General features: G+C 69.3%; 10 protein-coding genes and 1 pseudogene. 7 read left to right on the top strand and 4 right to left on the bottom strand.

Translation table 11 applies throughout. From position 1 onward, the window contains the following. The coding region (locus RJ03_RS03510; protein ID WP_157163323.1) for a HAMP domain-containing sensor histidine kinase at window positions 1-2,699 on the bottom strand (2,699 nt) is incomplete at its 3' end. A gap of 318 nt (window positions 2,700-3,017) precedes the next feature. On the opposite strand from RJ03_RS03510, the pseudogene RJ03_RS03505 reads away from it, so the two are divergent. The 5 genes and pseudogenes from RJ03_RS03505 to RJ03_RS03485 all read left to right on the top strand — a co-directional run bounded on the left by RJ03_RS03505 (window position 3,018) and on the right by RJ03_RS03485 (window position 9,080). Further along, window positions 3,018-5,128, top strand: a pseudogene (locus RJ03_RS03505) (AMP-binding protein). A gap of 130 nt (window positions 5,129-5,258) precedes the next feature. Beyond that, entirely contained in the window at window positions 5,259-5,639 is a 381-nt protein-coding gene (locus RJ03_RS34775; RefSeq protein ID WP_051024243.1) for a hemophore-related protein, read from the top strand. A 73-nt stretch (window positions 5,640-5,712) separates the two neighbouring features. Then, window positions 5,713-6,417 (top strand): response regulator transcription factor, encoded by a 705-nt coding sequence (locus tag RJ03_RS03495; RefSeq protein ID WP_036498012.1) that lies wholly within the window; start codon window positions 5,713-5,715, stop codon window positions 6,415-6,417. Between the two features lie 37 nt (window positions 6,418-6,454). After that, window positions 6,455-7,837 (top strand): sensor histidine kinase, encoded by a 1,383-nt coding sequence (locus tag RJ03_RS03490; RefSeq protein WP_051024242.1) that lies wholly within the window; start codon window positions 6,455-6,457, stop codon window positions 7,835-7,837. A gap of 76 nt (window positions 7,838-7,913) precedes the next feature. Continuing rightward, window positions 7,914-9,080 carry a YhgE/Pip domain-containing protein gene (locus RJ03_RS03485; protein WP_036498010.1) on the top strand — a complete coding sequence of 389 codons (1,167 nt, stop codon included), beginning with the start codon at window positions 7,914-7,916 and terminating at the stop codon, window positions 9,078-9,080. Between the two features lie 6 nt (window positions 9,081-9,086). On the opposite strand, the gene RJ03_RS03480 is transcribed toward RJ03_RS03485, so the two are convergent. Next, window positions 9,087-9,449, bottom strand: a complete 363-nt coding sequence (locus RJ03_RS03480) for an FKBP-type peptidyl-prolyl cis-trans isomerase (RefSeq protein ID WP_036498008.1) — start codon at window positions 9,447-9,449, stop codon at window positions 9,087-9,089. Between the two features lie 139 nt (window positions 9,450-9,588). Here RJ03_RS03480 and RJ03_RS03475 point away from each other — a divergent pair, with 139 nt between their 5' ends. Both RJ03_RS03475 and RJ03_RS03470 read left to right on the top strand, forming a co-directional pair. Then, complete coding sequence (locus RJ03_RS03475; RefSeq protein ID WP_036498007.1) at window positions 9,589-10,392, top strand: TrmH family RNA methyltransferase; 804 nt, start codon at window positions 9,589-9,591, stop codon at window positions 10,390-10,392. Beyond that, window positions 10,389-10,691: a DUF2537 domain-containing protein gene (locus tag RJ03_RS03470; RefSeq protein ID WP_232329631.1), complete on the top strand. Its 303-nt coding sequence runs from the start codon at window positions 10,389-10,391 to the stop codon at window positions 10,689-10,691. Before RJ03_RS03475 ends, RJ03_RS03470 begins: the two co-directional genes overlap by 4 nt. A gap of 23 nt (window positions 10,692-10,714) precedes the next feature. Here the strand turns inward: RJ03_RS03470 and RJ03_RS03465 are convergent, their stop codons facing one another. After that, a complete protein-coding gene (locus tag RJ03_RS03465; RefSeq protein ID WP_036498014.1) occupies window positions 10,715-11,446 on the bottom strand; it encodes a DUF6928 family protein in 732 nt (243 codons plus the stop codon). 317 nt (window positions 11,447-11,763) lie between these two features. Then, window positions 11,764-11,992, bottom strand: a 229-nt coding sequence (gene sepH / locus RJ03_RS38255; protein ID WP_036498001.1) for a septation protein SepH, incomplete at its 5' end; no start/stop codon positions are given.

Below are 11,992 nucleotides of genomic sequence, written 5' to 3'. Positions count from 1 at the left end.
CCGTTCGCGGATTCCCGCTGCGGGAGGCCACCCTCACGCGCCGGGGCGCCGTTGGTGCCCGGCGTCCGCTGGGGCAGTCCGTTGGCGCCGAGTTCGCGGGCCGGCGGGCTCGCCGCGGGGCGGTCCTCACCGGCGGGCGCACGCTGCGGCAGGCCGGAGCCGCCACGCTGCGGCAGGCCACCTTCCCGCGGCGGCAGGCTCGAGCCCGAATCACGCTGTGGCAGACCGCCTTCGCGCTGCGACAGGCCGTTACCGCCGGCCGGCGGCCGCTGCGGCAGTCCGGTCGGTCGGCCCGGCCGCGGCGGCTGACCCGCCGCACCCGGCTGACGCTTGAGCATATTGGCGGCCAGACCCGAGGTCGGCTGCGCCGTAGGGGAGCCGCCGCGCTGGGGCAGATTCGCGTTCGGCTGCGCCTTGGGCGCCTGCGGTCCGTTGGCACCCGGCTCACGCTGCGGCAAGCCCGTGCCCGGCTCGGCGTCGGCGAGCGGATGACGCGCGGTCGGTCCGTTGGCCCCCGGCTGCCGCTGCGGCAGCCCGCCCGGAACCGCACCGCCCGGCTGGCGCTGCGGAAGTCCGCCCGCGGCCGAACCGTTCGCCGCGGCGGCGGCACCGTTGGTGCGCACCGTGCGGTCGTCGCCGGCATCCGCGGCCGGCGTGATCGGAATCGGCCCGCTCACGCCCGGATCCACGGTGACCATCATGTTGCCGCTCGGAGTCCGGGTGACGCCGCGCATCTGCATCGACGACGCCGCGGACGGCCGCTGGGTCGGCACCGACATCTGCTCACCGGACTGATCCGGCAGCGAGACCGTTCCGCCCGCCGGCGCCACGATGATCGCCTTGGGCACGTGCACGGTGACGGTGACGCCCGGGTCGCGGGCGGTGTCGAAGGTCGGGCGCAGGCGCACGTTGAGGCCGTGCCGCTCGGCCAGCCGGCTGACGACGAACAGGCCCATGTGACGCGCGGTGTCCGCACCGACCTCGGCGGTCGTTTCCAGGCGCCGGTTGATCGATGCCATCTCCGCGGGCGGCATACCGATACCGCGGTCGGCGACCTCGATCAGCAGACCCTGGTCGTGGGCCTGGGCGAAGGTGAACTTGACGTCGGTCTCGGGCGGCGAGGCCCGCAGCGCGTTGTCGAGCAGCTCGGCGAACAGGTGCGCCAGGTCGGAGGCGGCCGGTTCGGTGATGGCGCCACGCGGGGTGGCGCCCAGCTTCACGCGCTCGTAGTCCTCGACCTCGGAGATGGCGGCACGCAGCACGTCCGCGATCTCGACCGGCGCGGACTTGCTGCGCCGCTGCCGGGTACCGGCCAGAATCAGCAGGTTGTCGCCGTTTCGGCGCATACGGGCGGCGAGGTGGTCGAGCCGGAAGAGGTTCTCCAGCAGGCGCGGGTCCTTCTCGTCGTACTCCATCGCCTCGATCAGCGAGAGCTGATGGTCGACCAGCGACTTCGACCGGCGCGCCAGGGTTTCGAACATATCGTTGACCTGGGTACGCATGGAGGCCTGGTCGGCCGCCAGGCGCAGGGCCTGACCGTGGATGTCGTCGACCGCGCGAGCGAGCTGGCCGACCTCTTCCTCGGTGTGCACCGGCATCGGCTCGAGCGGCACATCCTCGGGGCTGGCACCGTCACGCAGGCGCGAGACCTCGTAGCCGAGGTCGTGCTCGGCGACGCGCAGCGCGGCCAGGCGCAGCTTGCGCAGCGGCACGATCATGGCCCGCGCGACCAGCACGGCGAAGATCAGCGCGGCCAGAATCGTCAGGACGACGATGACGGCGTACTGAATGGCGCCGGCCCGGGCGTTACCGGCCAGGTCGTTCACTCGCGAGGTGATGTCCTGGGTCGAGGAACCGACGATCTTGGTGTAGCCGTTCAGGCTGTCGACCAGCGACTGCTTGATATCCATCAGCGGCAGCTGACCGACGTCGACGTTCGGCCCGCTGGTCATGGTGATCCGGTTCTGCAGCAAGCCGTTCAGCTCGGCGATCGTCGGATCGTTCTCGGGCAGGCGCTTGGCCAGCAGGTCGAGCATGTACTTCTCGGTGTTGCCGGCGACCTGGAAGTCGTGCAGACCGCCCTTGGCGTCACCGGTCAGGGTCTTGGCCGAGGCCGCGATCTCCTGGACCATCACCGCGCGGGTGTTCAGCGAGTCGACCAGGCGCAGCTTCGCCGCGTCGACGCCGGGGTCGGAGATGGTCGAGACGATCTCCTCGACCGTGCGGACGCTGTTCTGACGGATCGCCTCTTCCTGGGCGATCGCGTCGGCGAGGACCGGCGAGGGTTTGGTGCCCTGATCGCGCACCGCCTGGGCGCCCTTGATCATCTGCTCGATCGCATCGCGCGCACCCGGAACGCCGTCCAGCTTGGCCGTGGCCTTCTGCGCGGTCTGGATGGCGCCGTCCAGTCGGGTCAGGTCCGCGTCCTGCACCAGCGACTGGGTCGGGCTGATCGCGGCCATCTGACCACCGGCGACCGTGGCCGCGGCACCACTCAGGCCGGTGACGGCCGGAATCGCCTCGACGTGCTCGACCGCCCGATCCAGGTGGCTCGAGTCACTGAACTCGGACGCGATCCTGGAAGCACCGAGTACCACCGCGACGAGCAGCGGCACGGCCAGCACGGCCGTAACCTTCCAGCGCAGGTCCCAGTTGCCGAGCGCCCAGCGCTTCCCAACGGGCCTAGCGGCGTCACGCATCTCCAACTCACTTTCCAAACTGGCCCCAGCCACGCGCCATCGGCGAGCCTCCACGATCGCACGCGCGGCTCGATAAGCAGAACGGGCCGGGAACTGCGGCTGGCCGAGAAATTGCGTCCATGACGGCCGAAATAGGTGACATGCGATTCTAACGGATCAATAACTTCTTGTGTGACCTCTTGGCAACCACCAGCCGTTGACCTGGCTGTTCCAGCCAAAATCAAAGGTCGCGGCGGCCGCCCGGACGTCGCGTGAAGTCTGCCACAATCAGGCTGATCTATCGAGGCGGGCATCGATGCGAGGCAGGGAGTCATACGGTTGAACGCGAAGCAGGAGTACCGGCCCACCTACCAGACCAGCCTGGTCGACCCGTCGGACTTCTGGCGTAGCGCGGCCGAGGCGATCAGCTGGGACGTTGCGCCCGAACAGATTCTCGATACCACGGCACGACCGACGGCTCGGTGGTTTCCCGATGCTCGCCTCAACACCTCCTACAATGCCCTCGATCGGCATGTGCGCGATCTCACAGCGGAACCCGCCTCGACGAACGACGATACCGATACCGCCGCCGAAACGGGCATTTCCGAAAAACGGGCGGTCGCGCGGATCAGCCCGCCTTAATATATGACTCCGCTATGACGGGCGCCACAGTCGTCTACACCTACGCCGAACTGCTGGCCGAGGTCGCCCGGTTCGCCGGCGCCATGCTGCGGCTCGGGGTGCGTACCGGCGACCGCGTGGTGATCTACATGCCGATGATCCCCGAGGCCGTCATCGCGATGCTGGCCTGCGCGCGGATCGGCGCGGTGCATTCGGTGGTCTTCGGCGGATTCGCCGCGCACGAACTGGCCGCCCGCATCGACGACGCCGAACCCGTCCTGATCGTCACCGCCTCCGGCGGCCTGGAACCGAACAAGCGCCTCGAGTACCCGCCGATCGTGCTGCAGGCACTCGACCAGGTGCAGACCACCGCGCCGCGGAATGTGGTCGTGAAGCAGCGCGAAGGCTTTCCGACCATCCGGTTCGCCGCCCCGCAGCCGGCCACCGACACGCTGCCGGATTCCACCGCCACCATCGCGGCCCGCTGGCTGGATTGGGAGGACATGGTCCGCGACGCGGAACCGGCCGACCCGGTGCCGGTGGCCGCGACCGATCCGCTCTACATCCTCTACACCTCGGGCACGACCGGAAAACCCAAGGGCGTGGTGCGCGACAACGGCGGCCACGCGGTGGCGCTGGCCTGGTCGATGCGCAATATCTACGACGTCTCCCCGGGGCAGGTGATGCTGACCACCTCCGATATCGGCTGGGTGGTCGGCCATTCCTATATCGTCTACGCCCCGCTGCTGGTCGGCGCGACGACCATACTGTTCGAGGGCAAACCGATCGGTACGCCCGACTCCGGCACCTACTGGCGGCTGGTCGAGCAGTACGGGGTGCACGTGATGTTCACCGCCCCCACCGCATTGCGCGCGATCCGCCGCGCCGATCCCGACGCCGCGCTGGCCCGCCGCCACGATCTGTCCTCACTGCGCGCGTTGTTCTGCGCCGGCGAACGGCTCGACCCGGCCACCTACGAGTGGACCCGGGAGACGGTGCTGGCCGACCTGCCCGACTGCCCGGTGGTCGACCACTGGTGGCAGACCGAAACCGGCTGGCCGGTATGTGCCAACCCGCTCGGCCTACAGGAGCTGCCGATCAAACCCGGCTCGGCCTCGGTTCCGGTCCCCGGCTACCGGCTGCGCGTCCTCGACTACGAAGGCGATGCGGTGGCCACCGGCGCCGAGGGCAATATCGTGATCGGCCTCCCGCTCCCGCCCGGCTCGCTGACCGGCCTGTGGCGCGACGACGAGCGCTTCGGCCGCTCCTATCTCTCGGCCTATCCCGGGCACTATCTGACCGGCGACTCCGGCTATTTCGACGAGGACGGGTATCTGTACGTCCTCGGCCGCAGCGACGATGTGATCAACATGGCCGGGCATCGGCTCTCGGCCGGCGGCATCGAGGCCGCGATCTCGGGACATTCGGCGGTCGCGGAAACCGCGGTGATCGGAGTGCCCGACGAACTGAAGGGACAGCTGCCGATCGCCTACGTGGTGCTCAAGAACGGCGTCGACATCGAACTGGCGCAGCTGCGTGCCGAGATCATCGCCCGGGTGCGCGAGCAGATCGGCGCGATCGCGACCCTGCACGACGTGACGGTGGTCCGGGCGTTGCCGAAGACCCGATCCGGAAAGATCCTGCGCCGCACCATCCGCCAGATCGCCTCGGGCGAGACCTGGGAGATGCCCGCGACCATCGAGGATCCCGCGGTGCTCATCGCGCTGGAGGATCAACTGCTCGCCGGGACCGATCCGACCGCCGACCCGGCGGCGGAGACCACGGCCGACCCGGCGGCGAGCACGAACGGCTCGAGTATCGGTTCCTGATCGGGGCATCCGAGTGCAGGGCGCGCGCCCGGCCCGGTTCAGAGTCTTCTCAGAATCGGTTCACGCACGCCCCAGACTCCGGCGATACCGTGCCGGACACGTACGTGCCGACGCACAGGGAGAAAGAAACATGCGCATTCGCGGATTTGCCGCAACCACCCTCACCGCCGCGGGCCTGGCCGCCGGGGCCGCCCTGCTGGTCCCCGCCACCGCATCGGCGGGTCCGACCGAACTGGTTGCGCCGCTGCTGAATTCGACCTGCAGCTTCGCTCAGGTCGACGCCGCCCTGCACGACAAGGCGCCGCAGCTGGCCTCGATCCTGGACAACAACCCGGACCAGAAGGCCGAGCTGAAGGCGAAATTCGATCAGCCCGTGGAACAGCGCCGGGCCGAATTCCAGCAGTATCTGGCCCAGCATCCGGACGAGGCGCAGCGCGCCCAGCAGGACCCGCGGGCCGCCGGCCTGAGCCGGACGATTCAGGAAGTCGCCGATTCCTGCCACAACTACTGACCCGGGCACCGGGCAACTCGCGCGGGCCTCGGGCCACCCCCCGGGGCCGCGCGGTCAAATTACACTGCACACCGTGGCGAGCAGCGAGAATCCGACGGTGCTGGTGGTCGACGACGACGAGGATGTGCTGTCCTCGGTGGAACGCGGTTTGCGACTGTCCGGATTCCGGGTGGTCATCGCCCGCGACGGCGCCGCGGCCCTGCGCAGCGTGGCCGAACAGTCGCCCGACGCCATCGTGCTCGATATGAACATGCCGGTGCTCGACGGCGCCGGCGTGGTGACCGCGCTGCGTGCGATGGGCAACGAGGTGCCGATCTGCGTGCTCTCGGCGCGCAGTTCGGTCGGCGACCGGATCGCCGGACTGGAATCCGGCGCGGACGACTATCTGGTGAAACCGTTCGTCCTCGCCGAATTGGTGGCGCGAATCCGGGCGCTGCTGCGCCGCCGCACCGATACCGCCCCCGCCGCGGCGCCGGGCTCGATCACCGTGGGCCCCTTGGAAATCGATGTGGCCGGCTATCGCGCCCTGTTGCACGGTAACGAAATCGAGCTCACCAAAAGGGAATTCGAACTGCTGTCCACTCTGGCCCGCAATGCCGGGGTGGTGTTGAGCCGGGAACGACTGCTGGAGCTGGTGTGGGGGTACGACTTCGCCGCGGACACCAATGTGGTGGACGTCTTCGTCGGCTATCTGCGCCGCAAACTGGAGGCCGACGGCACGCCCCGGCTGCTGCACACCATCCGCGGCGTCGGTTTCGTGCTGCGGATGCCGAAATGACCGGTGCGCCCGCCGAAACGACCTGTGCGGGTGCGGGATGACCGCACCGGGACGGCGGCGCTTCGGGCTGCGACACTCCTATTCGCTGCGCACCAGGGTCGCCGGGGCGGCGGCATTGGGCGCGATCATCATCACCGCGGTGTTGAGCTGGGTGTCGGTGGTGGCGCTGGGCCGCAACAATCTCGCCCAGGCCGACCAGGAATTGAACATCGCCTCGCGCATCGTGCTGATGCAGCCGCTCATCGCGGTCGGAGTGCTGTCGCTGGTGACGCCGAACAAGGATATGGCGGTGACGGTGCGCGACCACGGGGAGATCATCGCCTCCACCAGCGTGCGCCTCCCGGCCGAGGACCCGGGTTCGCATACGGTCACGCTGGGCGGCACTCCGTTCCGGGTGCTGACCACGACCGAGAATCAGCCCGAGGGACGGACCGTATCGATCGCGATCCCGCTGACCGACGCCTATCACACCATGTCCGAGCAGCGGCGCTGGGTGCTGTTCGCGGCCGGGCTGGCGGTGGCCGCGGCGGCCGGGCTGGGCTGGGTGTTCGGTGGTGGCGCGGTGCGCCCGATCCGCGATCTCACCCGGCAGGTGAGTGCGCGCAGCGGCACCAGCACGGCCGAGGTCCGGGTGGACGGATCCGGCGTCTGGGAGGCCGAAAAGCTCTCCGAGGCAGTGAATTCGCTGCTGGATCGCGTGCAGTTCGCCCAGGCCGAAACCGCGGCGGCACTCGAGACGGCCCGCGATTTCGCCGCCGTCTCCGCGCACGAACTGCGTACTCCGCTCACCGCGATGCGCACCGACCTCGAGGTGCTGCGCACCCTGGACCTCGACGAGCAGCAGCGCGCGGAGATCCTCGACGATCTGCAGCGCAGTCAGGGCCGGGTGGAGGCCACGCTGGCCGCGCTGGAACGGCTCGCCGCCGGCGAGCTGACCGACGAACGCGACCATGTCGAAACCGATGTCGGCGATCTGGTCGATCACGCCGCCCACGATGCGATGCGCCACTTCCCGGAACTCAGCGTCCGCATCGAGACCGATCCCGAACTGATCACCCGCGGCCTGCCGACCGGACTGCGGCTGGCGGTCGACAACGCGCTCACCAATTCCGCCCGCCACGGCGGCGCCACGCAGGCGCTGGTGTCGGCCCATCGCCGCCCCGACGGCTGGATCGTGATCTCGGTCGACGACAACGGCGCGGGCATCCCGGCCGAGGAACGACGGACCGTCTTCGACCGCTTCATCCGCGGCGCCAACGCCACCAAGGGCGGCTCCGGTCTGGGCCTGGCCCTGGTCGCGCAGCAGGCCCAATTACACGGTGGGCGAGCCTATTTCGACGACGGCACCCTGGGCGGGGTGCGCTTGGTGCTGGAATTGCCGGACCGTCGGATGTCCGCGCCGCCACCGCCGGAATCCTGATTCGCCCGAGTTCCCTCACAGAACCCTCAGATATCGGCCAGTACTCGCGCATTCATCGTCGCTACCGTCGAACGGCGTGGCAGATAGACGTTTTCGCTGGACAGTGCTCGGTGTGGTGACCCTGGTGGTCGCCGGCGCGGTGACGGGCGGGGTGATCGCCGCCACCCGCGGTGGCGCCGCGCCGACCGATATCGCGATCGTCAACGCGGATACCGGCCCCGCCGGTGCCCGCATCGTGAAGGCGCTGCAATCCGAGGACGACACCTGGATCGTGGCCGAACCCGGTGCCCGCACCACCGATCATGCCGCGGTGATCACCCTGCCCGCCGACCTCAGTTCGTCGTTGGCTACCCTCGCCACGGCGCAACCGCATCGGGCCCAGCTGACCGTGGCCACCAACGAACACGCCGACACCGCCGCGGTCGACGATGCGGTCGCGGCGGTGACACGGCGAATCGCGGCCGCCGGCGTGGATCAGACCCTGGGCGCGGTCGCGAACGCGCGCGGTTCGATGCAGCAGGCCGCCTTCACATCCCAACTGCTCGACGCGGGCGTACGGACGGCCTCCGACGCCGCCGGACAGTTCACCGGCGGCGCCCAGCAGATGCTGGGTTTCCTGGATTCCGCGAAATCCGGTGCGGCGACGCTGACTTCGCAGCTCGGCCAGGTACACAGCACTCTGGGACAGGCGACGAATCAGGCCGAGAACATGGCCGGCGCCGTCGATGCCACCGGACTGACCATCGGGCAGATCAGTGCCGGTGCGAACACGATGAGTACCGGGCTCGACCAGGTCCTGCCGCTGCTGCGAGCGCTGCCGTTCGCGGCGGATCCTCAGCTCACCGACATCATCGGCAAGCTGGAGGCGCTGCGCTCGATCGCCGGCCAGGCCGACACCCAACTGGCGGGCGTGGCCCGGCTGACCGGGAGCAGTACCGATCCGAACACCGGCCTCGGCACCATTCTGCGCGATGCCGCGAACCGGCTGACCGCGGCCACCGCCCAGCTGGACCAGGGCGCCGCCCTGGCCGGGCAGATTCCGCAGCTCGCCGATCAGGCGAGCACGCAACTGCAGGGTGCGCTGCGGGCGGTGACCGGCGGGGTCACCCAGATGCAGCAGATTTCGACGAATCTGACCGATCAAACCGGCAAGGCCCTCACCGCGTTACCGGCACACAGCACATCCCAGCAGTCCGTCCTGGCGACGAATCTGTCGGATCCGGTCGAGATCGTCCGGCAGTGAACGTCCTTATTCGACGACGTTCAGCAGATCGATGACGAAGATCAGCGTCTTGCCCGACAGCGGGTGGCCCGAGCCCTCGGGACCGTAGGCCAGCTCCGGGGGGATGGTCAGCTGGCGGCGGCCGCCGACCTTCATGCCGGGAATACCGTCCTGCCAGCCCTGGATCAGGCCGCGCAGCGGGAACGTGATGGATTCGCCACGGTTCCAGGACGAATCGAATTCCTCGCCGGTGTCGTAGGTGACGCCCACGTAGTGCACCTCCACGGTGCCGCCGGGCACGGCTTCGGCTCCGTCGCCCACGACCAGATCCTGCACTTCCAGCGTGGTGGGCGCGGGGCCTTCCTGGAACTCGACTTCCGGCTTGGTCATGCGTCCTCTTCCGTTGCGATGGATAAATCGTTCTGTGGATAAACCAATAAAGACTTCACCATAGCGTTGCCCGCCAAACCGTGTTTCACACGACAGTTGGCTCGGCCGAATTCGCGGCCAGGGTGCAGGATAGGTTGCCGTGGCCCACGTGATCGATATCGTCGACCCCGGCGACCCTCGGGTCGCCGACTTCCGCGACCTCAACTCGGCCGACCGGCGGCCCGACCTTCCGGGCGGGAAAGGCCTGGTCGTGGCCGAGGGCGTGGTGGTCGTGCAGCGCATGCTGGCCTCGCGTTTCCAGCCGTTCGCCCTGCTCGGGGTGGGTCGCCGATTCGATCAGCTCGCCCCCGACCTCGCCGGTGTGGACGTCCCCTATTACCGGGTCGGCGCCGAGGTGATGGCCGAAATCGTCGGATTTCACCTCAATCGCGGCGTCCTCGCCGCCGCCTGCCGACCACCGGAACTGCTGCCCGAGGAAATCCTGGAGACCGCTCGCACGGTCGCCGTGCTCGAGGGCGTCAACGATCACGAGAACATCGGCTCGATCTTCCGGAACGCGGCCGGACTCGGCGCGGACGCGGTGTTGTTCGGCGACCGCTGCGCCGATCCGCTGTATCGCCGCGCGGTGCGGGTGTCGATGGGGCACGTGCTGCGCGTACCGTTCGCGTCGCTGCCGACCTGGCCCGACGGCCTGCATACGCTGCGCGAGCTCGGTTTCCGGATCATCGCGCTGACGCCGAATCCGGCGGCGGTGAATCTGGCAACCGCGATGACCGGCGACCGGGTGGCGCTGCTGCTCGGCGCGGAAGGCCCCGGGCTGACCGAGGCGGCCATGCGCGCCACCGATATCCGCGCCCGGATTCCGATGACCCCCGGCACCGATTCGCTCAATGTCGCGACCGCGGCCGCGATGGCTTTCTACGAAAGGGTGCGGACCTCGTGAATCGACCGCTGGGCCGCCCGGAAGCCACTCCCGGCGAACCGACACCGTGGGCGGCGGGCATCGCCGTGGCCGTCTTCGTCGCCGCGCTGACCGCCGCCGGGGTGTACTCGTTCGGTGTCGCACTGGCCCATGTCCATTGGACGCTCGCGGTGGCGGTGAACGTGATTGCCGTCGCCGGTACCGCACCGACCGCGTGGCGCTGGCGCCACACCCCGGTCACCCGCTGGGTGCTCGCCGGACTCGGCGCCGGGGTACTGATCGGCTGGGTCGTGCTGCTGATCGACGCTGCGGCCCACTAGATTTCGCGATCGAGGTTTCGCGATCACAACACGCGGTCGCGGCCGCGCAGCCAGCCGAACCAGCGCTTACTCGCCGGAATCGTCACCGACGTCTCCCGGGTCGCCGGTGCGGGCGCCTGCCCGGCGGGATAGAGGCTGAATCCGCACACCTCGATCCGGTCCGGAAGCAGTGCGTCGCCGCAAGCGCCGGCCCGATAACGGAATCCGAGCCACTCCTCGTTCGCGGCGTCGGCGAATTCCGGCGGGTCGAACGGCAGGATCTGCGGATCGGGAAAATCACCGGGCCGCAGCCGGACCGGATGGTCGCCGGCCCAGTACTGGCGCTCCCACACCAGCGGCAGCCCTTCGTCCTCGACGATGTCGACCCGGGTGGCGCTGAAGGCGCGGCGGAATTCCCCGCGCTCCCAATGCGCGAACGCACCCCAGCCCAGTGCGACGTCATAAGACACCAGATAGGTGTGCTCGGAGGCCAGCGGCCGGATGAGCAGTTCCGGCAGCCGGGTCGGGTGGCTGCGCGCCGCCTGCACGGTACAGACCACGGTGACGCCCGGGAAGCAGCCGATGTACATCGAGCCGGGATCGGGGCCGGCCCAGACCTTCAGGGTGCCGGAGGCGGCGGGCACGACGTCGTGGTCGGGATTGAGCTGTTTGGCCAGTGCGAGCGCGGCCTCCGGGTCGGGATCGGGGTGGGAGCGCAGGACCGCAGCCGGGTCCGGGTCGTCGACGTACCAGATCGACGAGGCTGTGGATGGCACCTGCGACACCTCCCGAGCTCGAACGGGTAAGCGTGGTTACTCCCGAGCAATCGCGGGAGCCGAACCACATCCGCCGCCGCGGCCTGCTCGCTGTGCGCCCGACGAGAATCGGACGCATACGAAAAATCTACTCCCCCAACAGCGGAAACACCGACGCTTCTGACTTCTGCCGCGCGTGTCAACCCCCGTTTCCCAACATTCCGGCGACAACGCGCCCGAACGAGGGTGAATACGCCGAACGGACTTCGCGGCGGAGACCGATGGCCTCCGCCGCGAATTCGATGTGACCGGCCGGGATTTCGTACCCGGCGGGGGACTCAGTGTCCGGAGCTACGCACGCCGAGCAGCACATCCTCCCAGGACGGCATCGGCGCCTTACCCCGCTTGGCCCGGGCCGTCTTCTGCGGTGCGGGCTTGGTCTCGGGCTTGGTGTTCGCTGCCGCGGCGGTGGACTTCGCGGCCGGGACCGTCTCCGGCTCCGCCGCGACGGCGGGCTCGGGATCCGCTGCCGGAGCGGCGGGAGCGGCCGGTTCGGACGGCTCGGCC

The sequence above is a fragment of the Nocardia aobensis NBRC 100429 genome, from assembly GCF_000308375.1.
Taxonomy (GTDB): domain Bacteria; phylum Actinomycetota; class Actinomycetes; order Mycobacteriales; family Mycobacteriaceae; genus Nocardia; species Nocardia aobensis.
This window is presented reverse-complemented; position numbering and strand designations above follow the sequence as displayed.

Coding starts and splice junctions, on each gene's coding strand:
- RJ03_RS34775 (WP_051024243.1), top strand. CDS start 5,259: ATGCGCATTCGCGGATTTGCCGCAACCACCCTCACCGCCGCGGGCCTG.
- RJ03_RS03480 (WP_036498008.1), bottom strand. CDS start 9,449: ATGACCAAGCCGGAAGTCGAGTTCCAGGAAGGCCCCGCGCCCACCACG.
- RJ03_RS03490 (WP_051024242.1), top strand. CDS start 6,455: ATGACCGCACCGGGACGGCGGCGCTTCGGGCTGCGACACTCCTATTCG.